This is a genomic window from Acetobacter okinawensis (assembly GCF_002153655.1).
Classification (GTDB): Bacteria; Pseudomonadota; Alphaproteobacteria; order Acetobacterales; family Acetobacteraceae; genus Acetobacter; species Acetobacter okinawensis_A.
Genome location: NZ_JOPJ01000003.1, coordinates 80,039 through 106,833, shown reverse-complemented (window position 1 = coordinate 106,833; position 26,795 = coordinate 80,039). Strand labels below are relative to the sequence as shown.

The window sequence follows — 26,795 nt, the reverse complement described above, 5'->3', positions numbered from 1 at the left end:
GGTCGGCATGGGCGCGAATGGGCACCAGCCGGGGGATGGTGCCGTGCAGGGCCGTGCGGCCAAGGGCTGCGGCGGCCTGAGGGGCTGCCCCGTCTGGTGCAGCACTCCAGCTCCGGCGTGCAACCCCCATCATTCCGGCTGCCAGAGAAGCCGCAAACAGGTCTCTACGTTTCAAGCTGTATGTTCCTGATGTGTGTTTTAACTGGCGGATCAGGTGGCCAGCATAAGGGAGTTGTGTGTGCATGCGCTACCCCTGCTGCGGCAAAACAGGAGGTAGAGGCACATAAAAGTGCCCGGCAGGGTGGCTGCTCAGGCCGTGCGCTGTGTGGCCAGAGAGGCCGCCAGCGCCATAATAGCCGCCTGAGCTGAGGAAAAAATGGTGCCGCAATCACCAAGGACTGTTGCAATCATCAGGTTAACGGGCAGCCCAAAATCTTCCACCACCATTGCGTTTTCATCGACCAGCGTGGCGTGGCCATCGCGCAGGACCCTGTCCATGCTGCCTCCGCAGGCCAGCACGCGCTCGGGGTAGGAGGCCATGGGGGTGGCTGTGCTGGCGTAGCCAAAAACGGGCAGGCCAAGGGCATGGGCATATCCGATTTCAAACGCTGTGCCGTCATCCACATTGGGGCCACGGAATGGGCTCAGATCGGCAATAACACCGCAGCTTTGGCGTATGAGCGCCATATTGGCGCGGGCAATGGCCGTGGCAAGGGCTTTTGGGCTGGCATGGGCCTGCGGGTCCAGTGCTGCGTCCAGCGGGTAGAGGCCGCGCAGGCCCGCGCGGGCGCAGCTTGCCACCAGTGCTGCCCCGTGTGCGCGTGCATCGGGGCGGAAGACGCCTGGCCCTGCCAGATAAACAGCAGGCTGGGCTGCCGTGGGTTGCTCGGTCTGGTGGTGGTGTGGTCCGTGGTCTGGCATGGCGTGCGGTCCTGCTGGCGGTGGTGTCCGGGTTATGGTTGTCAGATTTTGCGCCTTCTGTCAGGCGCAAAGGCCGTGGGGTGGGTGCGAGTGTGCGCGGTGCTCTGGCCCGTTCGCTCCGTGGCAATGGGGGCGTGCTTTTTTTGTTTAGGGGGGGATGGCGCAAAAGCGGGCTATCGTATGGTGTCATACAGGCCACACCAGAGCGGGAGCCGCCCAGGACCATGCTGCATAGTTTTCAGTCAACCCGTGGGATGGTCACATCCCCCCACCATCTGGCCAGCCAGAGTGGTCTGGAGATCCTCAAAAAAGGTGGCACGGCGCTGGAGGCGGTCACCGCCATGGCCGCAACATTGTGCGCGGTTTACCCCCATATGACCGGCATGGGGGGGGATGCGTTCTGGCTGATCTCCTACCCCGATGGGCGCACGGAGGTGCTGGAGGCCTGCGGGGCCGCTGCCCTGCACGCCAGCGCTGCCGATTACACGGCGGCAGGGCATACCAGCGTGCCATGGCGCGGGGGATGGGCTGCCAACACCATGGCTGGTACCGTCTCGGGCTGGCAGGCGGCACTGGCGCGCAGTGCGGCGCTCCAGCCTGCTCTACCGCTGGATGCGGTGCTTGAAGATGCCATCTGGTATGCCAAAAACGGTTATGCCCTGAGCCTGAGCGAGGCCACCCTGCTGGCTGAAAAACAGGACGAACTCATGGGTAACCCCCATTTTGCCGCGGCATATGCGCCCGATGGGTGTCTGCCGCGTGCGGGGGATATCCGCAAGAACCCAGCATTGGCCGAGACCTTGCAAAGCCTGCTCCACAATGGGCTGGAGAGCTTTTACACCGGGGATGTCGGGCGCAGGCTGCTTGATGACCTGACCCATGCGGGCAGCCCATTACGTGCGGAGGACTTTGCCCACCACGCGGTGGCCACTCCCGCCGCCCTGCATGCGCGCGTGGCGGGGGCACAAGTGTATAACGCCCCCCCGCCAACACAGGGTGTGGCCTCCCTTGCCATTCTCAAACTGTTTGAAAAACTCAAAGTGCAGGAGGTGGACGGCTTTGCCTATGTGCATGCGCTGGTGGAGGCGACCAAACATGCCTTCCTCTTCCGCAACGCGCATGTGGGTGACCCGCGCTGGATGACTGAGAGCGCGCAGGGTTTCCTTGATGATGAGGCCCGCCTGAGTGCCATGGCCGCCAGCATTGACCCCCACCGCGCCATGCCATGGCCTGCTCCATCGCAGATGGGGGATACAACATGGATGGGGGCTGTGGATCGCTCGGGTGTTGCTGTCAGCATGATCCAGAGCCTGTATTTTGAATTCGGGTCCGGTGTGTTTCTGCCGCAAACAGGGCTGCTGTGGCAGAACCGTGGGGCGTCCTTCCAGCTGGAGGAAGGGGCGTGGAACGCCTTTGTTCCCGGCCGCAAACCGTTCCATACCCTCAACCCCGCTCTGGCCCGGTTTGATGATGGTCGGGTCATGGTGTACGGCACCATGGGTGGCGAGGGCCAGCCGCAGACACAGGCTGCCGTGTTCACACGCTATGCCATGTTTGGTGTGCCCATACAGCAGGCCGTCACCGCGCCGCGCTGGCTGCTGGGGCGCACATGGGGCAGCAACAGCCATTCGCTCAAGCTCGAAAGCCGGTTTGATGCAGGCGTGCTGGCCCGGTTGGAACAGGCCGGGCATGAGGTGGAGCGCGTTGCCCCCTTTACCAGCATGATGGGCCACGCAGGCGCTGTGGTGCGCCATGCCAATGGCCTGTTTGAGGGGGCGGCAGACCCGCGGAGCGATGGATGCGTGGCGGCGTTTTAGGCCGCCTCTGCACGGGTATGCACGACTTTGCCATTGACCCATGTTGCGCGGATGGCCCGGTCATCGCCCAGGACCATCAGGGTAAACAGGCGTTCGGCTAATGTGGTGGCGCGGGCGCTACGCTGGGCCATAAGCGGTGTGGCTTGGGGGTCCATGACGCACAGATCAGCCTCCATGCCCGGAGCAATATGGCCGATCCGGTCATGCAGGTGCAGGGCGTGTGCTGCCCCCGCCGTTGCCAGCCAGAGTGCTTGTGCGGCAGAAAGACGCGTATCCCCCGCCATGAGAGACACCTTGTAGGCCTCCCCCATTGTGGCCAGCAGGGAGAGTGATGTACCCGCCCCAATATCCGTCCCTAATGCCACATGCACGGGGCGGTCAGGCCTGAGTGCATCAAACAGGCGGAAGGCCCCACTGCCGAGGAACAGGTTGGATGTGGGGCAATGGACAAGTGTGCAGCCGGAGTGGTGGCAATGGGCAAAGTCATGCTCGCTCATGTGGATGGCATGGCCGAATATGGCGCGTGGCCCATCCAGCCCTGCTTTTGCATACACATCCAGATAGGAGCTGTGGTGGGGGAACAGGCTGCGCACGGCGGCTATTTCGTCCAGATTTTCGGCCAGATGGGTCTGCATGTACAGCCCCGGCGTGCGGCGTAGCAGGTCGCCTGCCAGTTCAAGCTGTTCGGGGGTGCTGGTTATGGCAAAGCGCGGGGTTACGGCATAAAGCTGGCGGCCCGTGCCATGCCAGCGCGCAATGAGTGCGGCAGACTGGTCGTACCCGCTTTGGGCTGTGTCCTGTAGGTTGGGGGGGCAGTTGCGGTCCATCAGCACCTTGCCCGCGATCATGCGGGTGCCAAGGCGTGCGGATTCCTCAAAAAACGCATCGACCGACTGGGGGTGCACCGTGCAGTACACCGCAGCCGTTGTGGTGCCGTTGCGCAGCAGCTCGGACAGGAACAGCCGCGCGGTCTGCCGGGCCACGTCCATGCTGGCGAACTGTGCCTCGGTGGGGAAAATATACTGCTCCAGCCAAGGCAGAAGCTGCTCCCCCCATGATGCAATGGCCGAAATCTGGGGGTAGTGCACATGCGCGTCTATAAAACCCGCACTGATCAGGCAGTCGGGGTAGTGGGTCAGGGGGGTGTTCTCCCCCAGATGTGCGCGCACAAGAGCATAGGGGCCGCAATGGGTAATGCGCCCGTGCTCCATAATGATCAGTCCATCCTCCTCCAGCACCAGCGCATCGGCTGCGGGGGCGGCAAACGGGTCCGCGCGGAAGGTTACGTAGCTGCCTCGTATGGCGTGGCGGGCGGGGGTGTGGGGCATGGCGGGGGCTTTCGGGCCGTTAGAACTGGTCGGCAAAAAAGTTTTCAATCTCGGTAATAATGAACCGTGCCGCAGTGGACAGCTGGCGGGAGCGGTCCACGCACAGGGCCAGTGTCAGGGGGGGGAGCTTGCGGTTGGCAATGGGGGTAAAGGCCAGTTGGCCCTTCTGCACCTCGTCATAGGCATCAAGATAACTCAGAATACCAACGCCTGCCCCTTCGAGCACCATGGACTTGATCATCTGGATATTGTCAGCCTTGGCCACGGTTGCGACCTTGACCCCTGTTTCCGCCTCCAGCACACCAATGGGCCGCCACAGGGCCAGCGGAGGGGTGGGGATGATCATGGGGTATTCGGCCGCAAGGCTGAAGCGTGCCTCCTTCATGTCCGCAATTTCGTGGGAGGGTAGGCAGACGAAGCCGAGCGGAATTTCCTTGTGGGTGCGCACACTCAGCTCACGCATGTGGCCGGGGTTGAACATGAGCGCAAAATCCGCATGCCCCTTGACCAGCAGTTCCCCCATGTCATGGCTTTTGCGCACATGCACGCTGACCATAATGCCCGGGTGCGTCTGGCGCAGCCTGCCCAGCAGGGTGGGCAAAAAGCCTTTGGTCAGGGCGTCGGGGATCAGAATATCCGTGGAGCCCTGCCGCAGGCCCTTGAGGTTATCAAGCTGGGTTTGCAGGGCGTTAAGGTCCCGCGACCAGCGGCGGCAGGAGGTCAGCAGCAGTTCCCCCGCCGTGGTCAGGCGCAGGCCCGATGGCAGGCGCTCGAACAGTTGGGTGCCCAGAATTTTTTCGCCCTGCAACACCTGCCGGTCTATGGCGGAGGCGGCAATATGCAGCTCGTCAGAGGCTTTTCTGATCGAGCCATGCTGGGCAACGGCCATAAAGTACCGCAAGAAGCGGGAAAAAACGGGCATCAGCTTTTGCTCTCTTTTTGCGAACGCACCATGCTGAATTAAGTCATATACAAGAACGATACGTGTGTGAAACAGTAAGTCTGATTTTATTTGCCGCGATCAGGAACCACGCAGGATTCCCGATGCGCATAACGTGGACTGATAAACAGGTATGGAACAGCTTAACAGACGCGTCCGGGACGACCTTGCCAAAATCCAGTTTGCCTCGGGCAACTGGTGTATTCCCCACCAACACAACGGCAAGGATGTGCTTGACGTTGCCATTATTGGTGGCGGGCAGGGCGGGCTTGCCACGTGTTTCGGGCTGCGGCGGCGCGGGGTGACCAACACCTGTGTGTTCGATCTGGCCCCACAGGGGGAGGAAGGGCCGTGGGTGACCTTTGCGCGTATGATTACCCTGCGCACACCCAAGCATGTGGTCGGGCCTGACCTTGGTATTCCCAGCCTGACCCCCCAGTCCTGGTTTGAGGCAAAATATGGCGAGCAGGCATGGCGTGATCTGGACAAGATTTCCCGCCATGACTGGCAGGAGTATCTGGTCTGGCTGCGCACGGTGCTGGACCTGCCGGTCCGCAACGAACACCGGCTGAGCGACATTGCATGGGAAGACGGTCTGCTCAGGCTGACCTTTGACTGTGCCGGGGGTGCCGAGCAGGTGGTGTGGGCGCGCCGCGTTGTGCTGGCAACGGGTATAGAAGGGGGTGGCGCGTGGCATGTGCCCGACTTCATCAGCCAGGGGGTGCCCAAAAGCCGGTATGCCCATACCTGCGAGCAGATTGATTTTGAGTCCCTGCGCGGCAAGCGCATTGGTGTTCTGGGTGCCGGGGCCTCGGCTTTTGACAATGCCGCCACCGCACTGGAGCACGGAGCCGCCAGCGTGGACCTGTGCCTGCGCCGTAAGCAGATCCCCACCATCAACCCGTACCGCTGGATGGAAAACGCAGGTTTTCTGAGCTATCTGGCCGACCTGCCGGACCTGCTGCGCTGGCGGTTCATGTACAAGATTTATGACCTGAACCAGCCGCCCCCGCAGGACACGTTCTGGCGGTGCCGCAAGCACACCAATTTTGCTTACCACACCGGCACGCCATGGACTGCCGCGCGGGAGGAAAACGGCGCTGTGGTCGTCACCACCCCGCAGGGTGAGATGACGTTTGACTTCCTCATTATCGGTACAGGCTTTATTATTGACCTGACCAAGCGGCCCGAGCTTGCACGTATGGCCAGCCGCATTGCCTTGTGGAAAGACCGGTTTGAAGCCCCGGCCGATGAGCAGAGCGCTCTGCTGGGCAGCCACCCGTACCTGAGCAACGCGTTCCAGTTCCAACCACTCGATGCAAACGACCCGCTCGCCCCGATGATGCAGTGCATCTACAACTTTACATTTTCCGCCATGCCCAGCATGGGCCTTGCTGGTGCAACCATTAGCGGCATGCGCTTTGGGGTGGAAAAACTGACCACCTGCATCGGGCGCAGCCTGTTTGTGCAGGACGGCGCACTGCACCTGCAAAGCCTGCTGGACTATAATGTGGATGAATTGACCAGCTTTGATCCGCCAGAGCAGACCTGAGAAAAAACAAGCGTAAAACGGGATAAAAATGACTCAGACATACCCGCGTGACATGATCGGTTATGGCGCTGCCCCGCCCGATGCACAGTGGCCCGGTGGCGCACGCATAGCCGTACAGTTCGTGATTAATTACGAGGAAGGTGCAGAAAACTGCATTTTGCACAAGGATCGCGGGTCCGAGGCCTTTTTGTCCGAAATGGTGGGTACAAGCTCCGTTGTAGGCGCGCGCTGCATGCAGATGGAAAGCCTGTATGAATACGGCAGCCGTGCGGGCTTTTGGCGGCTGCACCGCCTGTTTGCGGGTGCGGGCCTGCCAGTTACGGTTTTTGGCGTAGCTATGGCGCTGGCGCGCAACCCGCAGGTGGTTGCCGCCATGCAGGCCAGCGGGTGGGAGATTGCAACCCACGGTCTGCGCTGGATAGATTACCAGAATGTGCCCGAGGACGTGGAGCGCGCCCACATGCGCGAGGCCATAGCCCTGCACACGCAGGTTACGGGGGCCGCCCCCCTTGGCTGGTATCAGGGGCGCACCAGCCCCAACACCGCCCGGCTGGTGGTGGAGGAAGGCTGTTTTTTATACGATGCAGATTCCTACGCCGATGACCTGCCGTATTACGACCGGCAATACGGTAAACCCCAGCTTGTGGTACCCTATACGCTGGACGTGAATGACATGAAGTTTGCCGCCCTGAACGGCTTTACCGAAGGTGAGCAGTTCTTCCATTACCTGCGGGACACGTTTGACATGCTCTACCGTGAAGGGGGGCGTATGATGTCTGTCGGTCTGCACTGCCGCCTTGCTGGCAAACCCGCGCGCGCGCTGGCTGTTGCCCGGTTTTTGGAGCACGTGGCCGCCCATACGGATGTGTGGGTTGCCACCCGGGCCGATATTGCCCGCCACTGGCAGAAGGTCCACCCCGCATGATTACACTGGCAGACGTCAACACCATGCCACAGGCCGCCTTTGTGGAGGCATTTGGCGGGGTGTACGAGCACTCCCCCTGGGTTGCGCAAAAAGCTGCCCTCAGCCGCCCCTTTGCTGATCTTGGGGCTATGTGTCAGGCATTTTCAGCCGCCATGCATGGCGCGGGTGAGGCCGAGCAGTACGCCCTTGTGCGTGCCCACCCCGAGCTGGGGCATCGCCTTGGGGTGGACGCGGGGCTGACAGCGGCCTCCGCGCAGGAGCAGGGCGGGGCAGGGCTGGACCGGTTAACGCCAGAGGAATACGCGCGTTTTCGGGCTTTGAATGATGCGTACACGCAAAAGTTCGGCATGCCGTTTGTTATTTGCGTGCGCAAGGTTGGCGGGCATGCCAAAGAGGTTATAGCTCAGGCCATGGAGCGGCGGCTTGCCAGCACGCCCCAGGCCGAGCTGGCCGAGGCCCTGCACCAGATTGACGCCATAGCCGCGTTACGTCTGCACGATAAGGTGGTGGCATGAGCTCTCTTTCAACCCATGTTCTCAATACGGTTTCGGGGCGTCCGGCACAGGGCGTAACCCTGCGCCTGCGCGGTGCGCAGGGCATACTGTTTACAGGTGTGACCGACGCGGATGGCCGTTGCCCTGCACTGCGGTCGCTGGAACTTGCTGCTGGGGCATACTGCCTTGAGTTTGAGGTGGCGGCCTATTTCCGCCAGCAGGGCACACCGCTGGCTGACCCGCCGTTCCTTGACTGTGTACCCATTCATTTTGGCCTTGGCGGCAGCGGGCATGCCCATGTGCCCCTGCTGGTCGCCCCATACGCCTATTCGACTTACAGGGGGAGCTAAGTCCATGCAGCCTGCCAGCAAAACGCAAAATGCCGTTCATCCCGTGGACCAGATGCTTCCGGTCTGGAAGCTGGGGTTCTATGGCCTGCAACATGTGCTCACATTCTACGCTGCGGCGGTGATTGTGCCTGTTCTGCTGGCAGGTGCCATGGGTCTGCCCCGCGCCGCCCTTGAACACCTGATCGAGGCTGACCTGTTTACCTGCGGTATTGCCTCTTTTATCCAGTCAGCCGGGCTGGGGCGGTATATCGGGGTCAAGCTGCCGTTGTTGCAGGGGGTCACCTTTGTGGCCGTAACCCCCATGATCGCCATTGGCGTGGCGGCGGGCGGGGGCGTGCAGGGTCTGCCCCAGATTTTTGGGGCTGTCATTGCTGGGGGTATTTTTACCTTTTTGGCCGCCCCGTGGTTTGGCAGGCTGGTCAAATTCTTCCCTCCCGTGGTCACAGGCTCGGTCATTCTGGTTATCGGGCTGGCGTTGCTGCCGGTGGCCGCGAACGACATTGTCAACGGGCAGGGCACGGGGGTCATGCAGAACCCGGTCAACATGCGCAATGTGGCGTATGGTCTGGGTACGCTTGCGTCCATTCTGCTCATTCAGCGTATGTTCAAGGGGTTTGTCGCCAGCATTGCCGTGCTGTTCGGGCTGGTGGCGGGGACATTGACCGCGTGGTTTCTGGGGGATGCCAGCTTTAGTGGTGTGCTGTCCGCCCCGTGGGTAACCGTGGCCCAGCCTTTTTACTTTGGCATGCCCACATTCCATGTGGTGCCTGTGCTGTCCATGCTGGTGGTCATGATCATTACCATGCTTGAGACCACGGGCGATGTGTTTGCAACCGGCTCGATTGTGAAAAAGGACATTACCTCGGAGGACATTACGCGTGCGATCCGGGCCGATGGTCTGGCCACCATGATCGGGGGCGTGCTCAACTCCTTCCCCTATACCTGCATTGCCGAGAATGTGGGCCTTGTGCGGCTGACCCGTGTAACCAGCCGCTGGGTTGTGGTTGCGGCTGCCGTGATCATGATGGGGCTTGGCTGCCTGCCCAAGCTGGCGGCCATTATTGCCAGCGTGCCATTGCCCGTACTGGGCGGGGCTGCGCTGGCCATGTTTGCTGCTGTGGCCGTGGTGGGTATTCAAACCCTTGTCAAAGTGGATTTTGATAACCTGAACAACACGGTTATTGTGGGCACCAGCATCGGGCTGAGCATGCTGGCTACAGCCCAGCCGCATATTGCCGACCATTTTCCCGCATGGATGCAGGTTATTTTTGGGAGCGGCATTACACTGGGGGCCATGTCCGCCATTGTGCTGCATCTGGTGTTCAATTTTGGCAATCTGTGTTCCACGGAGCAGTCTGTCGCGCAGGATACCGTCATACTGGAGACGCCGGTGTGGAACGTAGTGGGCATGCAGGACAAACCTCAGGTGGGGGGTAATCCTGCGGGGCATACCCCTACGCCCTAAGCACGACCCGGCCGCACGGACATGCAGCCAGAGACGTAAAAAACAGCAGGCCGGGAGAGCACGCATGCGCCAGCACATCCGCTTTTATGTGGGGGATACACTCCACCATCTCTCTGACCTGCCGCCGGAGATGACCCTGCTGGACTGGCTCCGCGAGCAGCAGAGCCGCACAGGGACGAAGGAAGGCTGTAACGAGGGAGACTGCGGTGCCTGCACCGTGCTTGTCGGGCGGCTGGAGCAGGACAGGCTGGTGTGGCGTGCGGTCAATGCCTGCATCCATATGGTATGGATGCTCGATGGCGCGCAACTGCTGACTGTGGAGGACCTGCGCACGGCCAGCGGTACGCTGCACCCCGTGCAGCAGGCCATGGTGGACGAGCACGGGTCGCAATGTGGGTTCTGCACACCGGGGTTTGTCATGTCCATGGTCGCATTGTCCACGCGCGCGGATCTGGCGGAGCTGGAAGGCACACTGGATGGCGAGCGCGTGATAAACGAGGCCCTTGCAGGCAATCTGTGCCGCTGCACGGGCTATGCACCCATTGTGCGCGCCATGAAAAAAGCCGCCGCCCACTGTGCCCGCAATGGTGAACCCATAAGTGCGCGCCAAGAGGAACTGACCGCACGCCTGCGCGCCTTGCAGGATGGTAAAACGGTGGAACTGCGCAGCCCCAAAGGGCGCATAACGCTGCCCGCCAGTGTGGACGCACTGGCTACGGCCTATGCGCAGGACCCGGCGGCCGTGCTGGTTGCTGGTGGCACGGATGTGGGGTTGTGGGTGACCAAACGGTTGCGCCAACTCCCCCATATTATTGCCGTGCGGTCTGCACAGGACCTGCACAACATCCACACCCGCCCCGATGGCGCATTGTGGATAGGGGCTGCGGTCACCTATACCGAGGCCATGCCCCACCTGCTTGCACACCTGCCTGCGGCAGAGCAGACGCTGCGGCGCATCGGCTCAACACAGGTGCGCAATGCCGCCACGGTATGTGGTAATATTGGCAATGCCTCCCCCATTGGGGATGGCCCGCCCATTTTTATGGCGGCGGGGGCGCAGTTGCACCTGCGGTGCGCAGGCGTACGGCGCGTTGTGCCGCTGGAGGCGTTTTTTCTGGACTACGGCAAGCAGGATATTCAGCCCGGCGAGTTCATAGAAGGGGTTCTGGTGCCGCCACTGGCGCAGGGGAGCGTGTGCGCGGTGTATAAGGTTTCCAAGCGCTTTGATCAGGATATCTCGGCTGTGCTGGGGGCGTTTGTGCTGGTTATGGCCACGGACGGCACCATACAGCAGGCCCGTCTGGCCTATGGGGGGATGGCGGGCATACCCTGCCGGGCCAAAAAGGCAGAGGCCGCCATGCTTGGCCAGCCCAGAACACAGGCGACCCTGCGCGCCGCTCAGGCTGCCATACAGGAGGATTTTACCCCCCTGTCAGACATGCGCGCCAGTGCATGGTACCGCTCCACTGTTGCAGCCAATCTGCTGGCCCGCCTGTTTGAACCTGCGCCAGCCAGCAGCACAGAGGGCATGACCACAGGGGCTCCAACATTACAGAACTGGCAGGAACTGGCGGATGGTTGAGGTACAGAACACGGTGCAGGCTCAGAGCAATGCAACGCTGCCCCACGGTTCCGTGCCGGTTGCTGGGGGGGCATCTTCCTCCTTGCGGCACGAAAGTGCGCATCTGCACGTAGCGGGGGAGGCGCGGTATGTGGATGACGTGCCACTCCCCCCCAACGCCGTGCACGTTGCTCTGGGCCTGAGCCGGAGTGCTCACGCGCGTATCCTGAGCATGGACCTGAGTGCGGTCGAGGCCCACCCTGACGTGTTGTGCGTGCTGCGCGCACAGGACGTGGCGCATAACCAGATCAGCCCCGTGGGGGCGGGTGACGAGCCACTTCTGGCCGAAGATCATGTGTTTTTTTATGGCCAGCCCCTGTTTGCCGTGGTGGCCCAGACCCGCCATGCCGCCCGCCACGCAGCAGCCCTTGCGCAGGTCACGTACGAGGACAAGCCCGCCGCCCTGAGCATAGAGCAGGCACGTGCCCAGGGCGGCGCACTGGTCTGCCGCGCGCTGGAAATGACACGCGGAGACGCCCCGCAGGCTCTGGCCCATGCCCCACACAGGCTTGCGGGCCAGCTTGTGGTTGGCGGTCAGGAACATTTTTATCTGGAAGGGCAGGCCGCACTCGCCTGCCCGGGGGAGGATGGGGAGATGCGCGTGTGTTCCTCCACCCAGCACCCGACGGAAACCCAGCATATGGTGGCCCATGTTCTGGGCTGCCCCAACAACCTTGTGACCGTGGAAGTGCGGCGCATGGGCGGTGGTTTTGGCGGGAAGGAAACACAGGCCAACATTGTGGCCTGCCTTGCAGCCCTTGCCGCCGCCCGCACGGGCCGCCCCGCCAAACTCCGCCTCGACCGTGATGACGACATGATGCTCACAGGCAAACGCCATGACTTTGTGATCGATTATGATGTGGGGTTTGACGCACAGGGCCATGTGCTGGGGGTGGATATGGAGCTGGCCGCCCGTTGTGGCTGGTCGGCCGACCTGTCCGGCCCGGTTACGGACCGCGCCCTGTTCCATGCCGATAACGCCTATTACTACCCCGATGTACGCCTGCGTTCCCTGCCATTGCGGACCAACACACAGTCCAACACGGCTTTTCGTGGGTTTGGCGGCCCGCAGGGGGTTGCCGCAGCCGAGCGGATTATGGAGGAAATTGCCTTTGCCACCGGGCTGGACCCGCTGGATGTCAGGCTACGCAATGCCTATGGCACAACCGAGCGGAACCTGACCCCGTACCATATGACCGTGGAAGATTCCATTACCACGGAGGTGCTGAGCCAGCTTGCCATAGATTGTGATTATCGTAAGCGCCGTGAGCAGATAAGGGCTTTTAACAAGACAAGCCCGCATATGCGGCGCGGTATTGCCATTACGCCGGTTAAGTTTGGTATTTCCTTTACCGCCACGCATTTCAATCAGGCGGGGGCACTGGTGCATGTCTATACCGATGGCTCCGTGCAGGTGAACCATGGCGGCACGGAAATGGGGCAGGGCCTGCACACCAAAATGGTGCAGATTGCCATGCGCGAGTTCGGGCTTGCGCAGGAGCGTGTGCGCATTACCGCCACCACCACTGGCAAAGTGCCCAATACCTCAGCAACCGCGGCGTCCAGCGGTGCGGACCTGAACGGCATGGCCGTGCTGGCGGCTGTGCGCACAATCAAGGACCGGCTGGTAACATTTGCCGCCAGCCACTGGCAGACCCCGCCCGAACAGATACAGTTTACCGCCCAGGGCGTTGTGGTGGGGGCAGCACTGGTGCCGTTCGCAACGCTGGTCAATGCGGCGTATATGGCGCGTATCTCCCTCTCCTCCACGGGGTTTTACAAAACGCCTAAAATCTCGTGGGATGCGGCAACCGGGCGGGGGCGCCCTTTTTACTACTTCGCTTATGGTGCCGCCTGCGCAGAAGTGGCGGTGGACCTGCTGACAGGCGAGAACCGCATGGAGCGGGTGGATATTCTGCATGATGCCGGTCTCTCGCTTAACCCTGATATTGACATCGGGCAGATAGAGGGCGGCTTTGTGCAGGGCGCTGGCTGGCTGACCATGGAGGAACTGTTCTGGGATACGGCAGGCCAGTTGCGCACACATGCCCCCAGTACCTACAAAATTCCTGCCTGCTCTGATCGGCCCCGTATTTTTAATGTGCGCCTTATGGAAAACGTCCCCAACAGGGAGGACACCATCTTCCGCTCCAAGGCGGTGGGGGAGCCGCCTTTTGTGCATGGTGTGGCCGTGTTGCATGCCATTTCCGATGCGCTGGCCAGTGTGGATGACTACCGCACCTGCCCGGGGCTGAATGCTCCGGCAACGCCTGAGCAGATTTTGCGCGTGGCCGAACGCCTGCGCCAGCGCCGTGCGGGGGCAGATGCACAGGCTCGCGCCTGACGCCCTGCTCCGCCAGTGGCGGCTGGCCCCGCAGCCCCTTGTTGTGGCGCGTGTAACCCTGACGCGCGGCTCCACCCCGCGGGAGGAAGGGGCCTTTATGCTGGTAGGGCAGGCTGTTGTGGCAGGCACTGTGGGGGGCGGTGCGCTGGAACTGGCGTGTGAGCAGCACGCCCATGCCATGCTCTGCTCGGGCGAGGTGGTGCGCGAACACCAGATTGTGCTGGGGGGGGCAAATGTCAGCCAGTGCTGTGGTGGCCGTGTGGCTGTCAGGCTGGAGGTGCTGACCCCGGAGTTATGCACGGAGCTGGAGGACCGGCTTGCCCGCCAGAGCAACCAGCGGGTCAGCCTGTTCCTGTTTGGGGCCGGGCATGTGGGGCGCGCACTTGCCCACGCACTTACCCCCCTGCCGCTGCGACTGGTCTGGGTGGACCCGCGTGCGCATGAATTTGGTACCGTGCCCAGCGGGGTGGATGTGCGCGTAACATCCGACTGGGCCGGGGTGCTGGCTACGGCACAACCGGGGGCGGGGGTGTTGGTGCTCACCCCATCGCACACGCTGGACGCACTGATTGTGGAGGCGGCACTCCTCCAGCCCGGTCTGGCCTATGTGGGGCTGATCGGCTCGCGCGCCAAGCGCCTCCGGTTTGAAAAATCGCTCGCAGAAGTTGGAGTTTTGCCAGAGCATCTGTCAAAACTGGTCTGCCCCATAGGGGACCGGGGCGTGCGGGACAAACGCCCCGAGGTTATTGCCGCCCTTGTGGCGGCCGAGGTGGTGGAAAAACTGCTCCATCCCTCACCCCGGCAGCAGGTCTTTACAACGCAGGCGGGTGATCCCCCCCTTGCGTTACAGGGATAACGGGCAGAACAAGGGCGGAGGGGTGTTTGCTGTCATGCAGAATGGTTTGTGTGGCGACAAGCATGCGGTCGGACTGGCCAAACACCTCCCCGGTATTGGGGTTGGGTGCAAACTGCGGATAATCACTGGAGGAAATTTCCAGTCGTATGCTGTGACCTTTTAAAAACAGGTTGCTGGTTGGCCAGACTTTTATCCGGTATTCGTACACTGCGCCGGGGGTGATCAACTCCGGGGTGGAGAGTGAATTGCGAAAACGTGCGACCTGAATACCATTGTTCAGGTTAAGGGCCGTGCCATCGGGGGCGACATCCACCAGTTTGGCGGTAAAGTCCGTATCTGTTGCGGTGGAGGTGGCAAACAGGTCAACCGTAATCGGGCCGGTTACGGCCAAAGGGGCATCCAGCGGTTTGCTGGTATAGACCAGTATGTCCGGCCGTTGCTCAACTTGTGACTGGTCGTATTGTCCCTGCGGGCCAAAGCTCCACTCGCAGCAGGAATGTCCACCTACGCTGGGTACGGGGTTGTGTGGGTCATACACAAAGGTGTCGGTCTTTGTTGTGCTGTGTTTGTCCTGATGCTCAGGTGTCAGGCTACCATCGCCCATAACCGAGGATGCGCTGCGACCACTGCCCAGATACCACTTCTGGTACTGTGTTCCGGCAATGGGCCAGGAGGAGGCTGTGTGCCAGCGGTTCTCGCCCATGGTAAAGTAGTCCACGCGCGGGCCGGTCTGCACACCGTTGTCCATGCCTTTTAAAACATGGTCAAACCACAGGAGCATCAGTTCGTTCACCGGGCTGTTGGCCACGGGGCCAATGGCCTTGAGCCGTGGGCTGACACTGGAATCCGGGCGGCCCCAGCCAATGTGGTCCCACGGCCCGATGACAATGCGCTGGTTGGCGCGTGCAGCCGCCGAGCCACCTTGGGCTTGCATGCCGTTAAAGTTTTCCAGCGCGCCGCTCAAAAAGGAATCATACCATCCATCAAACGCCAGTACGGGCACGGTCACCTTGGCATAGCGGGATTTGATGTCGAACGCCTTCCAGTATGCATCAGATGTGGAATGTTTGACGGCATCGTAAAAATACGGGGCAACATTTTCGCCGTCCACCGTAAAGGGCGTAAAGGTGGCATAGGGGCGCTGGCGCATAAGTGCTGCCGCATTGTGGCCCTGTGCCGCCAGTTCTGCCGCCAGTTTTTTGTCCCCCCGGTTTTCTGCTGCGGAGGAGGCAATATCCTCCATCATCCACGGTTCAATAAACGCCAGACGGAAGGCGCCGTCCTCGTAAGTCCAGCCATCGCCGTAATCCGAGCCGGTGTTGGAGGGAACAATGGTGGCAAGTGATGGAGGTGTGGCGGTGGCGGCCAGCCACTGGGTCGCACCCACATAGGAGGACCCATACATGCCAACCTTGCCGGTGGAGCCGGGCAGGCGTGCGGCCCATTCCACGGTGTCATACCCATCATCACGGTCATTGCGATATTCGTAGAACACGCCATCGGATTTTCCCTGACCGCGAATGTCCTGCACCGCTACAATATAGCAGTGGGATGCAAACCAGTCGGGGGAGTGGAAGCGCGACGGGTCCGTCTGTGCGCCAGCCTTGCCATACTGCGTGCGCATGAGAAGAACAGGGACTTTGTCCTTTGTTACAGGCGTGTACACATCTGCGCGCAGGACAACACCATCACGCATGGTGGCAGCGACATCCGTCTGTTTGTGGACTGCGCAAGCCCCGCGTCCAATGGTGTCGGGTAACGTGCCTGCATGGGCATGGCTGACCGCAAGAGCGGCCAGCCCGCACCCCAAGAAAAGCAGAAACCTGTGCATGGGTGTTCTTTCGTACAATGTATCGGTACCGAAATGGTTGACCGTAAACGGACGAAAGAGCAACCTTAATATTACAACATTATACCATCTTGTGCCGGTCAGGCGGCCTGCTGCGTGTTGTGTGGGTAGCGCCCGGCAAGGCCTGCCTGCTCCAGTTTGCGTGCAAGGCTGAACAGGGCTGCCTCACGCCCGGGGGCGGCAACCAGTTGTAACCCAAGGGGCAGTGTGCCCGTGTTGCTCAGGGGCAGGCACAGCACGGGCAGGCCGGGCAGGCTGAGTGGCTGGGTGTACAGGCCCAGATTGGCACGGGCGGAGGCGGGCTTGCCCCCAACCATGATGGTCGGGTTATCCAGCAGAGGGGCCTCACACATGACGGATGGGGCAATCAGCACATCCACCTGCTCAAACGCAGCATGCACCTGCTCACGGAACCAGCGGCGGAAGCGCTGTGCCTGCACATAGGTGCTGGCGGGGAGCATGGCACCAGCCAGCAGCCGGTCACGGGTTGCAGGGTCGTAATCCTCTGCTGCAGCACGCAGGCGGGGCAGGTGCAGTGTCCCCCCTTCGGAAGCGGTGATGACAAAGGAGGCGGCCCGCGCTGTGGGTGTTTGTGGCAGCTCGGTGGTGCCCGTAAGCCCAAGGTGTGCGCAAACCCGGCTTATGGCGGCTGCCAGTGCGGGGCTCAGGTTCTGGGCAAACCAGCCGCCCAGACAGGCGACGCGCAGGTCCTGCGGTTCGGGCTCGGCAGGGGTATCTGCCATGATGTAAAAAATATTCCGCAGGTCTTCCAGCGTGCCGGTAAAATGGCCCACCACGTCCAGACTGGCGGAAAAAGGGTAGGCCCCTGCGCGCGGCAGGCGGCCAAGTGTGGGTTTGAGCCCCCATACCCCGCAAAGGGATGCGGGTACACGGATGGAGCCGTTGGTGTCTGTCCCCAGTGTAAAGGGCAAAAAGCCTGCGGCCACAGCGGCAGCAGACCCGCCGGAGGAGCCACCGGCCATGCGCTGCGTATCATGCGGGTTGCGGGTTATGCCGTAATGGGCATTATCCGTGGCAAAACCGTAGGCAAATTCATCCATGTTCAGCGTGGCTACGGGAATGGCCCCGGCTGTGCGCAACCGGGCGACAAGGGCTGCATCCTGTGCCGCAGGGGGGGTGTTACGCAGCACAATGGAGCCTGCGGTGGTCACATGGCCCTGAATATCAAACAGGTCCTTGACCCCGAAGGGCACACCGGCCAGCGGAGGGAGCGGCTCCTTACGCGCAACCATGGCATCGACCGCGTGGGCCTGCTGCATGGCCTGCTGGGCAAACAGATGCGTTACGCTATGAATGGCGCTGTCATGCTGGGTTATGGTGTTGAGCACGGCCTGCATGGTGGACGCAGCGCTGCGTTTGCCACTGCGGATGTCATGCGCAATGCTCTGAGCACTTGCAAAGCGGGTCATGGCGTGTAATCCCCCGCAGGTTCGCACGTATCGGGTAATGGAAAGTCCCTTATAAGGGCAGCATAGTTCTGCAACACTCTGGTGTTGGCAATAACACCGGCAACACAGGCAGGGGGGAGCGCAAGCTCCATAGCCTGTGCGCGGGCGGCAACAAGAACCTCGTCAGAGAAGGGAGGCGAAGTCACGGCGTGCTCCTTTCCTTACAGCGTGGGGCGTTCTGTTTCTGGCTGCTCGGCCATGATGGACACATGAGCTGCCAGAATTTTCCAGCCATCGGGTGTGTTGATCCATGTCTGCATCTGCCGCCCTGTGCGGGTGGAGCCGATGCGGCGGAATTCCAGACTGACAACCCCTGCATGGGTGCCAATGGGGGTTATGGTGCGGCGCAGCACGGTGCGTGCGGGTGAGCCCCCCGTGCGGTTACGGCGGAAGGCGGCAATTTCCTCCGCGCCGTAAAGGTTTTCTCCCACACCGTAGCGCACGGTCTGCGGACCCTGCCAGAACAGGGCATCCAGCGCCTCGACCCTGTTTTCGGCCAGTGCGTGTTCGTACTGGTCGGAGCAGTGGGTCAGCGCCACGATGGTCTGGGCATCATCGAGTTGCATGCGCTTTGCCTCCTTGTTGTTATGGACTGGCCTTTTACGGCCAGTCCGCCAGTGCCGCGTCCACCGCAGCACCGCGTGGCAGGGCATGGCCCTGTGCCGCAAGGCAGGCTTCCAGCGCGCCAAGGGTCAGCAGCACCTTATGTTTGACGGCGTTGTACCCCATGGTGCCAATGCGCCAGACGCGGCCTGCCAGCGGGCCAAAGGCCGTGCCGATTTCTATGCCAAAGTCATCGCGCATGCGGGTGCGTATAGCCTCGCCGTCCACACCGTCTGGAATCCATATGCCGGTCACATTGCTCATGCGGTGTGCGTCATTGCCAAAAAGGCGCAGGTTCATGGCGCGCAACCCCGCAATCAGGCACGAACTGGCCTGTACGTGGCGGGCAAAGCGGGCCTCCAGCCCTTCTTCCAGGGCAATACGTGCGGCTTCCCGCGCGCCGTAGAGCATGGTTGTGGCCTCGGTATGGTGGTTGAGGCGCTTTTCCGACCAGTAGTCCATGACCATGGCCAGATCAAAGTAATTGGACAAAATGCGTGCACGGCTGCCGTTGTGCACACCCTCGGCGCGAATACCCGCCTCCACGTGGCGGCGGGCCATAATGTGCTCGGCCGCCCGGTCGGATATGGTAATGGGGGCGGAGCCGGGGGGGCCTGCCATGCATTTTTGCAACCCGCCGGAGACCACATCAATCCCCCATGCGTCTGTCCTGACCGGCATGCCCCCCAGTGTTGCGGTTACATCCGTGTAGGACAGCACACCGTATTTGCGGCACAGTGCGCCCACGCCATCGAGTGGCTGTGCCATGGTGGTGGAGGTGTCCCCATGAATACAGGCAAAAACTTTGGGCTTGTGGGTTTTTAGCGCGTCCTCGATCTGGGCCAGTGTGGCCACTTCCCCCCATGGCAGGTCCAGCGAGCAGATGGTGGCGCCAATACGCTCGGCTATTTCGGACAGGAGCAGGCCAAAGCGCCCGGCCCGGACAAGCAGAATTTTGTCGCCCGGTTCCACCAGAGAGACCAGAGCCGCCTCAATGCCCGCGCGCGCCGTGCCGTCCACCAGAAAGGTCCACTGGTTCTGTGTCATGAAAATCTGACGGTACAGAGCCATGGTTTCGTTCATGTACTCTGTCATTTCCGGGTCGAACTGGCCCAGCATGTCCGCAGACATGGCGCGCAGCACGCGCGGGTGTGCGTTAATGGGGCCGGGGCCCATTAACATACGCTGGGGCGGATCAATCTGCCGGAAAAAAGAGGAACTCATGCAGAAAACTCCGTTGGTGTTGGGGCCGGGGTGGCGGCAAGTGCCTGTATAAAGTCGAGCATGACCAGCAGGGCCGTGTGTGCATCATCATGCCGCACGGCTTCGGCCGGGTTGTGACTGATCCCTTTATGGCAACGTAGGAACAGCATGCAAACCGGGGTGAGTGCTGCCATGACCATGGCATCATGCCCCGCACCGCTGACCAGCCTGTGTGCGGGCTGGCCGGTAACATGGGCAACGGATGTTGCCAGACGCGCGGTCAGCTCCGGGTCGCACGGGGTGGGGGCCAGATCGTTCTGGAGTTCAATACGCAGTGCCACGCCACGGGTATCTGTAATATCTTGCAAGGCTGTGCGGATTTTGGCAGCGGCCCGGTCGCGCACGTCCGCCGTACCTGCGCGGATGTCCAGACTGAAGGTGACCTGCCCGGGCACAACATTGCTGGCCCCCGGCCCCACGTGTAGCTGGCCAACCGTTGCCACCAGATCGGCCGGGCCACTGGCGCCAATGCGTTCGATTTCCACAAGGGCCTGTGCGGCGGCGGCCAGTGCATCCTTGCGCAGGGACATGGGCATGGTGCCTGCATGGCCCGCCACCCCCACCATACTCACCTTAAAGCGGTATTGCGCGGCAATGGCCGTGACCACGCCAACGCTCATGTCCGCCGCCTCCAGCACCGGCCCCTGCTCTATATGCGCCTCCAGATAGGCGACAACCTGTTTGGGGGTGTAGGCGGCCTCCCTGTAGCGGGCGGGGTCAAGCCCTGCGTGGTGCAGCACATCGGCCAGTGTGCTGCCGCTGGCGTCCACCGCGTCCAGCGGGAGGGTGTCCAGCGTGCCAGCCACCGCGCGGGAGGTCAGCATGGAGGCGGGAAAGCGCGAGCCTTCCTCGTCCCCAAAGCCGATCACCTCTATGGCAAATGGCAGGCGTTCACCCCGCTCGGCCAGATGGGCTACGACTTCTATGCCCAGCATAACACCCAAAGTGCCATCATACCGGCCCGCGTTACGCACGGTATCCAAGTGTGAGCCAATAAGCAGCGCGGGTGCGCCGGGTAACTGCCCCTCGTACCGGCCGATCAGGTTGCCTGCGGCGTCCGTGCGCGTGGTCATGCCTGCGGCGTGCATCCACTGGGCAACCTGCTGGCAGGTGCTCCTGTGCGCATCGGACAGATACGCGCGGAACAGACCGTCCTGCGTGTCGGAAAAAGGGTGCGCGCCCAGATGGTCACACCGGCTGACCGGGCGGGAGACCACTGTGGCGGCCTCTGGCAGGCCGGTGGGGAAGGGCGGGGTTTGGGAGATTTTTTTCGTCCTTGGTGTGGTGGGCCGGGTAGGGTTTGCCAAAGTGGCTGGTCTGCTCAGGCAATTATAGACGGGTTTGTTCCGTTCTCCCAAAAGCAAAAAAAGCAATTTCGCGTTGCAAAATTGAGCGCGGCCCCCGTGCTGAAAAAAGCAATGAGAAAGTGCTTTTTTTTATTTTGTGAGAAAGGGAACTCATAATTATATATCGGAAACGTATCGTTTTTGGGCAGTGTTCTAAATCCATCCCCCCGCTCAGGCATGTTCACCAAGGGGGCCGACCGCGAATAACGCCTTTATGTCGCTTCATTCTGTTTTTTGGGAGACTACGCCATGCCTTCCCGATTTTTTTTCGTGCGTCGCCCTGTCGGTTCCGCGCTGACATACCGGCAGCGCCTTGCCACCCTGACCTGTCTGGCCAGTGTTGCTGGCCTTTGTGCAAGTGGTGCAGAGGTAGGGCAGGCGCGTGCCGCCGCCAGCCAGAGCGCGCCAGTGGCGGGCAAGGTCGGGCATGGTCCGGCCAAAGCGGGCAAAACCGCCAAAGCGCGGAATAGCTCGCTCCAGTCCTCCCGCGCGGAAGAGATTTCAGTCGCCTCCAACCGTACCGCCCGCTCCGGTGGTGGGGGCATGATGCGCCTGGAAGTGGCGCCCCATGCTGTGCAGACCGTTACCAAAGACTACATCAACATGCGCAGCCCCACATCCACCCCGCTGGATCTGGTCAAGAACCTGCCGAGCCTGAACGTGATGACCCCCGATGCATCGGGTATGCAGGGGGGGGCCATTCAGTCACGCGGGCTGACTGATCTGGACATGGGGCTTATGGTGGATGGCGCACCTGCGGCTGCGGCCAAATACATGACCGAAGACATTGATTCGGAAAATCTGGACGAGGTGAGCGTAACCCCCGGTAGTGCATCACGCGACCTGCCCACCATGTCTGCTGCGGGCGGGGTTCTGAACTCACGCACCCATCTGCCGTCGAGCAAAATGGGCGGCATGGTCGATTTTTCCTACGGGACCAACAACCTCTCGCGCGAGTTCATCCGTCTGGAATCGGGCGAGATCGGCAAAACCGGGATCAAGAGCTACTTCTCCTTCTCCAATACGCATGACCGGAGCTGGATGGGGGCTGGCACCAACCAGCGCAAGCACATCGACTTTGGTGTGCGCAAAGACTGGGAGAACGGGTCCAACGCCCATCTGTTCCTGTCATGGAACTCTGAAGACTTTGTTATCGACAACTACCCGACCGCAGACCAGTTTTACGCCTACAAGCACACAGGCAATGGCTATGGTCGCTCGGCTGATCCGGGGAATGTCAACTACTGGAAAAACAATAACGACCACTGGAACCAGATTTTTCTGACAGCTCCGGTGCATGTTGTTCTGCCCCACAAAATGACATTCGACATCCAGCCCTATTTCAGTATGGGGCAGGGTTGGGATGCATCTCCGGGGGGTGTTATCGGCACAACAAACCCGGCAACCAATAAAACGGTTACAGCGAGCTCCGGTGGTACGGCACTGCAGTCTGGCAATCTCACAAACTTCTTTTTGGAAAACGAAGCCCGTCAGGTCGGGGTTGTGGCCAAGCTGGGGTATGACATTGACCGCCACAACCACCTGAGCTTTGGATACTGGTATGAAAACAACCAGACCATTCAGGCTTACCCCCAGAGCCTGACCATGGCCAATGGTGCTGCCGCCAGCCCCAACTGGGCCCAGTATCAGGTTAACACGCCCATGTATGGCCAGACCGCAGGGTATGAGCTGCACTCGCTGTTTATTCAGGATCAGGCACGGTATCTGGACAACCGTCTGGTTATGAACGCGGGCTTTAAGTTTGTCATGTCCAATGCGTGGAACAAAGGCTGGAGCGGCAATGACCGGAACCTGATTTCGGGCAATAGTTCTGGTTCAAACACGACCGCGCCGCTGCCGCAGTTGTCTATTAGCTACCAGATCAATGACAACAACCAGATTTACGTGAACGCGGAAGGTGATTACCGCCAGCCCAGCGCGACCGACATGGGGTGGATGAGTGCCAGTGGTCCAATGCTGAAAAACCAGTATTCCATCAAGGAAGAGCTGGGGTATCGCTACCACAACAAATACGTCATGGTGGACATGTCCCTGTTCAACTACAATGTGACAAACCGCATTGTGGACCAGTATATGGGTATGAACCAGTTCAGCCCCATGTCCATTGGTAACCAGACCATGCGTGGGTTTGACCTTATGGTGGCGGGCACGTCCATCCACGGCTTCAGCCCCTATGCGTCCATCGAGTATCTGCACGCTACGCAGGACAGCGATGTAAAGGACCCGTACGATAATACGTTGATCCATTCCAAGGGCTCGCAGGCCATTATGGCGCCCCGTGTTATGGCCAACTTTGGTTTGACCTATACGTATAAAGGATTTTTTGCCAACGGTGCCGTGCATTATACCGGGCCGCAGTCCGTCTCCATTGCCAATGACCAGCGTATTCCGGGCTATGTGACCAATACGCTCTCTCTGGGGTATCACTTCAAGCCGTTTAGTTTCCTCAAATCCCCCACGTTCAAGCTCAACTTTACCAATCTGACCGGCTCCATTGTCCGCACGGGTGCCATGGGTGCGGTTTACCGTGGCAGCGACCTGAACTCGCATCCGGTTTGGAGCGGGAGCAACGCTGCGGCTGCAGGCTATGGCAACTCCTTTATGGTGGAGCCGCGCTTTACCATGGTAGGTTCTGTTTCCACGTCTTTCTGAGTTTACGACAACAACACCCGGCTTGCCGGGTGTTACAGGAGTTTGCATGCCACGCCGCACCCTGCTGACAAACATAACCAGACTTGTGTGTATGGATGATGCACGCACCGAACTGGAAAACGGGTGGGTTCTGGTAGAGGGGCGGCAGATTGTAGCACTCGGTGGGGGGGCGGAGGCGCCTCCGCAGGGTGCCGAGCACATTATAGACCTGCAAGGCCATGTTGTGCTGCCGGGCATGGTCAACACCCACCACCATATGTACCAGTCGCTCACACGGGCTGTTCCGCAGGCGCAGGATGTCTCGTTATTCGGCTGGCTTAAAACGCTTTATCCGATCTGGGCGGGGCTGACGCCGGAGATGGTGCAGGTGTCCACCCGCACGGCCATGGCGGAGCTGCTGCTTTCAGGTTGCACCACAACCAGTGACCACCTCTACATTTTTCCCAACGGGTGCAGGCTGGACGACCAGATCGAGGCCGCCTTTGCCATGGGCATGCGCTTTCATGCCTGCCGTGGGGCCATGAGCGTGGGCGAGAGCAAGGGCGGCCTGCCCCCCGACACGCTGGTGGAGCGCGAAGCTGACATTCTGCAGGACACGCAGCGGCTGATCGAGACGTACCATGACCCCGAACCGCTCGCCATGCTGCGGGTGGCGGGCGCTCCATGCTCGCCTTTTTCGGTCAGCCGGGAACTCATGCGCGACATGGCGGCACTGGCGCGCGCGACCGGTACCATGCTGCACACACATCTGGCAGAAAACGACCATGATGTCAGCTACAGCCGCGAGCGTTTTGGCCAGACACCGGCAGAATATGCCGAAGGTCTGGACTGGCTCGGGGCCGACGTGTGGCATGCACACTGCGTTAAGCTGGATGCGGATGGTCTGGCCCGCTTTGGGCGCACCCACACGGGGGTCGCCCACTGCCCGTGCTCCAACATGCGGCTGGCCTCGGGCATTGCGCCAGTGCGGCAGATGCAGGCCTCTGGCATACGCGTGGGGCTGGGGGTTGATGGCTCGGCCTCCAACGATGGTGCCAGCATGCTGGGAGAAACACGGCAGGCCATGCTGCTCTCCCGCCTGTTGCCACAAACCCCGCAAACACCGGGGATGATGAGCGCGCGTGATGCTCTGGCCCTTGCCACGCGTGGCGGAGCCGCCGTGCTGGGGCGCGATGACATAGGCCAGCTTGCGGTGGGTATGGCGGCGGATATTGTGGCGTTTGACGTGCGTGGCCTTGCCCATGCAGGCGCACAGACAGACCCGGTGGCAGCCCTTGTGTTCTGCTCACCGACGCAGGTGTCCATGAGCATGGTCAACGGCAATATTCTTGTGCAGGACGGCTATTTTTCCAGGCTTGACCTGCATGAGCTGGTCGGGCGGCATAATGCGCTTGCCGCCCGCCTGTGCGCTGGAGCCTGACAGCGGGGCGCTAAAAACCATCTCCCCTTCCATTTGAGGCTCAAAGGAAGGGGCAGGTCGGGCGCGCGGTGGTCAGGCCTGGGGTGTATCGGCTGCGGAAGGGTGGAGGGTTTTGTGGAGCTGCTCCATATCCAGCGCGTTTTCCCACCGTGCGACCACAATGGTCGCCACGGCATTGCCCACAAGGTTGGTCAGTGAGCGGCACTCGGACATAAAGCGGTCAATACCCAGTATAAGTGCCATACCACCCACAGGCACACTCGGCACAACAGACAGGGTTGCGGCCAGAGTAATAAACCCAGCCCCGGTTACACCCGCAGCCCCCTTGGAGCTGACCATGGCCACAAGCAGCAGGGCAAGCTGCTCGCCAAAACCCAGATGCACATCCGTTGCCTGAGCAATAAACAGGGCGGCAAGGGTCATGTAGATATTGGTGCCATCAAGGTTGAAGGAATAGCCCATGGGTACCACCAGCCCCACAATACCGGGCTTGCACCCGGCCTGCTCCAGCTTGCTGATAAGCCCGGGCAGTGCGGACTCGGACGAGCTGGTGCCCAGTACAATCAGCAGTTCCTCCTTGATGAACATCAGAAGCCGCAGAATGCTGAACCCCGCCAGACGGGCCACAACCCCCAGAATAACCAGCACAAACAGACCGGCAGTAAAATAAAAGGTCAGCACCAGCCCAAGCAGATGCACAATGGAGCCAAGGCCAAACTTGCCAACGGTAAACGCCATGGCGCCAAAAGCACCAACAGGGGCCAGATACATGACCAGCCGCACAACGCCGAACACCATTTCCGTCAGGCTGCGGAACAGGTTGAGCACGCTCTCCCCCGCCTGACCCATCTGCGCCATGCTGATGCCAAACAGGATGGCGACCAGCAGAACCTGCAAAATCTCGCCCGAGGTAAACGCTCCTGCCGTGGTGGAGGGGATGATCTGGAGCAAAAAGTCGGTAAAGGAGTGGCCATGTGCTGCCTGCACAAACTGCTCGACCGAGGCGCTGTCCAGACTTTGCGGGTGGATGTGCATGCCCGCGCCGGGGCGCACGATATTGGCGACCACCATACCCACAGCAAGTGCAAGCGTGGAAAAGCACAGAAAATACAGCATGGCCTTGCCCGCTACGCGGCCTGTCTGCTTCAGGTCCGCCATGCCGGCAATGCCAGTGCTGACGGTTAGAAAAATAACCGGTGCAATGACCATTTTAATCAGTTTGACAAACCCGTCCCCCAACGGTTTGAGCAGTGTTGCAACAGAGGGGAACAGGGCACCCACAAGAATGCCCGCGGCAACGGCTGCGAGAACCTGAAGATAGAGGAACCGCTGGTGTGAACTGGAGAGAGGGGCTGTAGAGGGAAGCACGCTGGTTATCTTTCTGTTTTTATTGTTCTTGTCTTGGCGTCCATGATGGGCGTTGGCGAAAACTTATTGTGTTATATCAAGCATCTTTGTGCATGTGCGCGGTAGGCTACTCCCTCTTGTTGCGGTTTGGAAAGGGTTGCCCCCATGCGGGGGGTATGAAAAAACAACAAAGTTGTGTGTTCTTGCCGCAC

21 protein-coding genes are annotated in these 26,795 nt (G+C 60.9%); 11 read left to right on the top strand and 10 right to left on the bottom strand.

The window, feature by feature from the left end; all coding sequences use genetic code 11:
- Positions 1–309 precede the first annotated feature (309 nt).
- Entirely contained in the window at positions 310–921 is a 612-nt protein-coding gene (locus tag HK26_RS02185) for a nucleoside 2-deoxyribosyltransferase (protein ID WP_086638289.1), read from the bottom strand.
- Between the two features lie 224 nt (positions 922–1,145).
- On the opposite strand from HK26_RS02185, the gene HK26_RS02180 reads away from it, so the two are divergent.
- Complete coding sequence (locus tag HK26_RS02180; RefSeq protein ID WP_086638299.1) at positions 1,146–2,738, top strand: gamma-glutamyltransferase family protein; 1,593 nt, start codon at positions 1,146–1,148, stop codon at positions 2,736–2,738.
- On the opposite strand, the gene guaD is transcribed toward HK26_RS02180, so the two are convergent.
- Positions 2,735–4,066 carry a guanine deaminase gene (guaD, locus tag HK26_RS02175; protein WP_086638288.1) on the bottom strand — a complete coding sequence of 444 codons (1,332 nt, stop codon included), beginning with the start codon at positions 4,064–4,066 and terminating at the stop codon, positions 2,735–2,737. The genes HK26_RS02180 and guaD overlap by 4 nt on opposite strands.
- A 19-nt stretch (positions 4,067–4,085) precedes the next feature.
- Complete coding sequence (locus HK26_RS02170; RefSeq protein ID WP_086638287.1) at positions 4,086–4,988, bottom strand: LysR family transcriptional regulator; 903 nt, start codon at positions 4,986–4,988, stop codon at positions 4,086–4,088.
- Positions 4,989–5,139: 151 nt separating this feature from the next.
- Here HK26_RS02170 and HK26_RS02165 point away from each other — a divergent pair, with 151 nt between their 5' ends.
- The 8 genes from HK26_RS02165 (at position 5,140) to xdhC (ending at position 14,613) form a co-directional block, all read left to right on the top strand.
- Positions 5,140–6,558, top strand: coding sequence for an FAD-dependent oxidoreductase (locus HK26_RS02165; protein ID WP_086638286.1), 1,419 nt, complete (start codon positions 5,140–5,142; stop codon positions 6,556–6,558).
- A 28-nt stretch (positions 6,559–6,586) separates the two neighbouring features.
- Positions 6,587–7,483 (top strand): allantoinase PuuE, encoded by an 897-nt coding sequence (gene puuE, locus HK26_RS02160; protein ID WP_086638285.1) that lies wholly within the window; start codon positions 6,587–6,589, stop codon positions 7,481–7,483.
- Entirely contained in the window at positions 7,480–7,998 is a 519-nt protein-coding gene (gene uraD / locus HK26_RS02155) for a 2-oxo-4-hydroxy-4-carboxy-5-ureidoimidazoline decarboxylase (protein ID WP_086638284.1), read from the top strand. Before puuE ends, uraD begins: the two co-directional genes overlap by 4 nt.
- Positions 7,995–8,327, top strand: coding sequence for a hydroxyisourate hydrolase (gene uraH, locus HK26_RS02150; protein WP_086638283.1), 333 nt, complete (start codon positions 7,995–7,997; stop codon positions 8,325–8,327). The genes uraD and uraH overlap by 4 nt, the downstream gene beginning before the upstream one ends.
- Before the next feature lie 4 nt (positions 8,328–8,331).
- Positions 8,332–9,792: a nucleobase:cation symporter-2 family protein gene (locus HK26_RS02145; protein WP_086638282.1), complete on the top strand. Its 1,461-nt coding sequence runs from the start codon at positions 8,332–8,334 to the stop codon at positions 9,790–9,792.
- Between the two features lie 64 nt (positions 9,793–9,856).
- Entirely contained in the window at positions 9,857–11,374 is a 1,518-nt protein-coding gene (gene xdhA / locus HK26_RS02140; protein ID WP_086638281.1) for a xanthine dehydrogenase small subunit, read from the top strand.
- The gene (gene xdhB, locus HK26_RS02135; RefSeq protein WP_086638280.1) at positions 11,367–13,757 is read left to right on the top strand and encodes a xanthine dehydrogenase molybdopterin binding subunit; all 2,391 of its coding nucleotides are present in this window, start codon (positions 11,367–11,369) and stop codon (positions 13,755–13,757) included. Before xdhA ends, xdhB begins: the two co-directional genes overlap by 8 nt.
- On the top strand, positions 13,738–14,613 hold the full coding sequence (gene xdhC, locus HK26_RS02130; protein ID WP_086638279.1) for a xanthine dehydrogenase accessory protein XdhC: 876 nt from the start codon (positions 13,738–13,740) through the stop codon (positions 14,611–14,613). The genes xdhB and xdhC overlap by 20 nt, the downstream gene beginning before the upstream one ends.
- Here xdhC and HK26_RS02125 read toward each other — a convergent pair.
- From HK26_RS02125 to HK26_RS02100, 6 genes are all read right to left on the bottom strand, one after another.
- Positions 14,570–16,444 carry a CocE/NonD family hydrolase gene (locus tag HK26_RS02125; RefSeq protein WP_086638278.1) on the bottom strand — a complete coding sequence of 625 codons (1,875 nt, stop codon included), beginning with the start codon at positions 16,442–16,444 and terminating at the stop codon, positions 14,570–14,572. The two genes, xdhC and HK26_RS02125, sit on opposite strands and share 44 nt — an antisense overlap.
- 98 nt (positions 16,445–16,542) lie before the next feature.
- Positions 16,543–17,892, bottom strand: coding sequence for an AtzE family amidohydrolase (locus HK26_RS02120; RefSeq protein ID WP_086638277.1), 1,350 nt, complete (start codon positions 17,890–17,892; stop codon positions 16,543–16,545).
- Entirely contained in the window at positions 17,889–18,077 is a 189-nt protein-coding gene (locus tag HK26_RS02115) for a DUF4089 domain-containing protein (protein WP_086638276.1), read from the bottom strand. The genes HK26_RS02120 and HK26_RS02115 overlap by 4 nt, the downstream gene beginning before the upstream one ends.
- 15 nt (positions 18,078–18,092) lie before the next feature.
- A complete protein-coding gene (hpxZ, locus tag HK26_RS02110) occupies positions 18,093–18,497 on the bottom strand; it encodes an oxalurate catabolism protein HpxZ (protein WP_086638275.1) in 405 nt (134 codons plus the stop codon).
- A 34-nt stretch (positions 18,498–18,531) separates the two neighbouring features.
- Entirely contained in the window at positions 18,532–19,758 is a 1,227-nt protein-coding gene (locus HK26_RS02105; protein ID WP_086638274.1) for a pyridoxal-phosphate-dependent aminotransferase family protein, read from the bottom strand.
- A complete protein-coding gene (locus HK26_RS02100; RefSeq protein ID WP_086638298.1) occupies positions 19,755–21,032 on the bottom strand; it encodes an allantoate amidohydrolase in 1,278 nt (425 codons plus the stop codon). Before HK26_RS02100 ends, HK26_RS02105 begins: the two co-directional genes overlap by 4 nt.
- A 360-nt stretch (positions 21,033–21,392) precedes the next feature.
- Here HK26_RS02100 and HK26_RS02095 point away from each other — a divergent pair, with 360 nt between their 5' ends.
- A complete protein-coding gene (locus HK26_RS02095; RefSeq protein ID WP_086638273.1) occupies positions 21,393–23,816 on the top strand; it encodes a TonB-dependent receptor in 2,424 nt (807 codons plus the stop codon).
- Positions 23,817–23,862: 46 nt separating this feature from the next.
- Positions 23,863–25,236 (top strand): 8-oxoguanine deaminase, encoded by a 1,374-nt coding sequence (locus HK26_RS02090; protein ID WP_086638272.1) that lies wholly within the window; start codon positions 23,863–23,865, stop codon positions 25,234–25,236.
- Positions 25,237–25,308: 72 nt separating this feature from the next.
- Here HK26_RS02090 and HK26_RS02085 read toward each other — a convergent pair whose 3' ends face one another.
- Positions 25,309–26,604, bottom strand: coding sequence for a dicarboxylate/amino acid:cation symporter (locus tag HK26_RS02085; RefSeq protein ID WP_025828046.1), 1,296 nt, complete (start codon positions 26,602–26,604; stop codon positions 25,309–25,311).
- Positions 26,605–26,795: the final 191 nt, after the last annotated feature.

Coding starts and splice junctions, on each gene's coding strand:
- HK26_RS02185 (WP_086638289.1), bottom strand. CDS start 921: ATGCCAGACCACGGACCACACCACCACCAGACCGAGCAACCCACGGCA.
- HK26_RS02180 (WP_086638299.1), top strand. CDS start 1,146: ATGCTGCATAGTTTTCAGTCAACCCGTGGGATGGTCACATCCCCCCAC.
- guaD (WP_086638288.1), bottom strand. CDS start 4,066: ATGCCCCACACCCCCGCCCGCCACGCCATACGAGGCAGCTACGTAACC.
- HK26_RS02170 (WP_086638287.1), bottom strand. CDS start 4,988: ATGCCCGTTTTTTCCCGCTTCTTGCGGTACTTTATGGCCGTTGCCCAG.
- HK26_RS02165 (WP_086638286.1), top strand. CDS start 5,140: ATGGAACAGCTTAACAGACGCGTCCGGGACGACCTTGCCAAAATCCAG.
- puuE (WP_086638285.1), top strand. CDS start 6,587: ATGACTCAGACATACCCGCGTGACATGATCGGTTATGGCGCTGCCCCG.
- uraD (WP_086638284.1), top strand. CDS start 7,480: ATGATTACACTGGCAGACGTCAACACCATGCCACAGGCCGCCTTTGTG.
- uraH (WP_086638283.1), top strand. CDS start 7,995: ATGAGCTCTCTTTCAACCCATGTTCTCAATACGGTTTCGGGGCGTCCG.
- HK26_RS02145 (WP_086638282.1), top strand. CDS start 8,332: ATGCAGCCTGCCAGCAAAACGCAAAATGCCGTTCATCCCGTGGACCAG.
- xdhA (WP_086638281.1), top strand. CDS start 9,857: ATGCGCCAGCACATCCGCTTTTATGTGGGGGATACACTCCACCATCTC.
- xdhB (WP_086638280.1), top strand. CDS start 11,367: ATGGTTGAGGTACAGAACACGGTGCAGGCTCAGAGCAATGCAACGCTG.
- xdhC (WP_086638279.1), top strand. CDS start 13,738: ATGCACAGGCTCGCGCCTGACGCCCTGCTCCGCCAGTGGCGGCTGGCC.
- HK26_RS02125 (WP_086638278.1), bottom strand. CDS start 16,444: ATGCACAGGTTTCTGCTTTTCTTGGGGTGCGGGCTGGCCGCTCTTGCG.
- HK26_RS02120 (WP_086638277.1), bottom strand. CDS start 17,892: ATGACCCGCTTTGCAAGTGCTCAGAGCATTGCGCATGACATCCGCAGT.
- hpxZ (WP_086638275.1), bottom strand. CDS start 18,497: ATGCAACTCGATGATGCCCAGACCATCGTGGCGCTGACCCACTGCTCC.
- HK26_RS02105 (WP_086638274.1), bottom strand. CDS start 19,758: ATGAGTTCCTCTTTTTTCCGGCAGATTGATCCGCCCCAGCGTATGTTA.
- HK26_RS02095 (WP_086638273.1), top strand. CDS start 21,393: ATGCCTTCCCGATTTTTTTTCGTGCGTCGCCCTGTCGGTTCCGCGCTG.
- HK26_RS02090 (WP_086638272.1), top strand. CDS start 23,863: ATGCCACGCCGCACCCTGCTGACAAACATAACCAGACTTGTGTGTATG.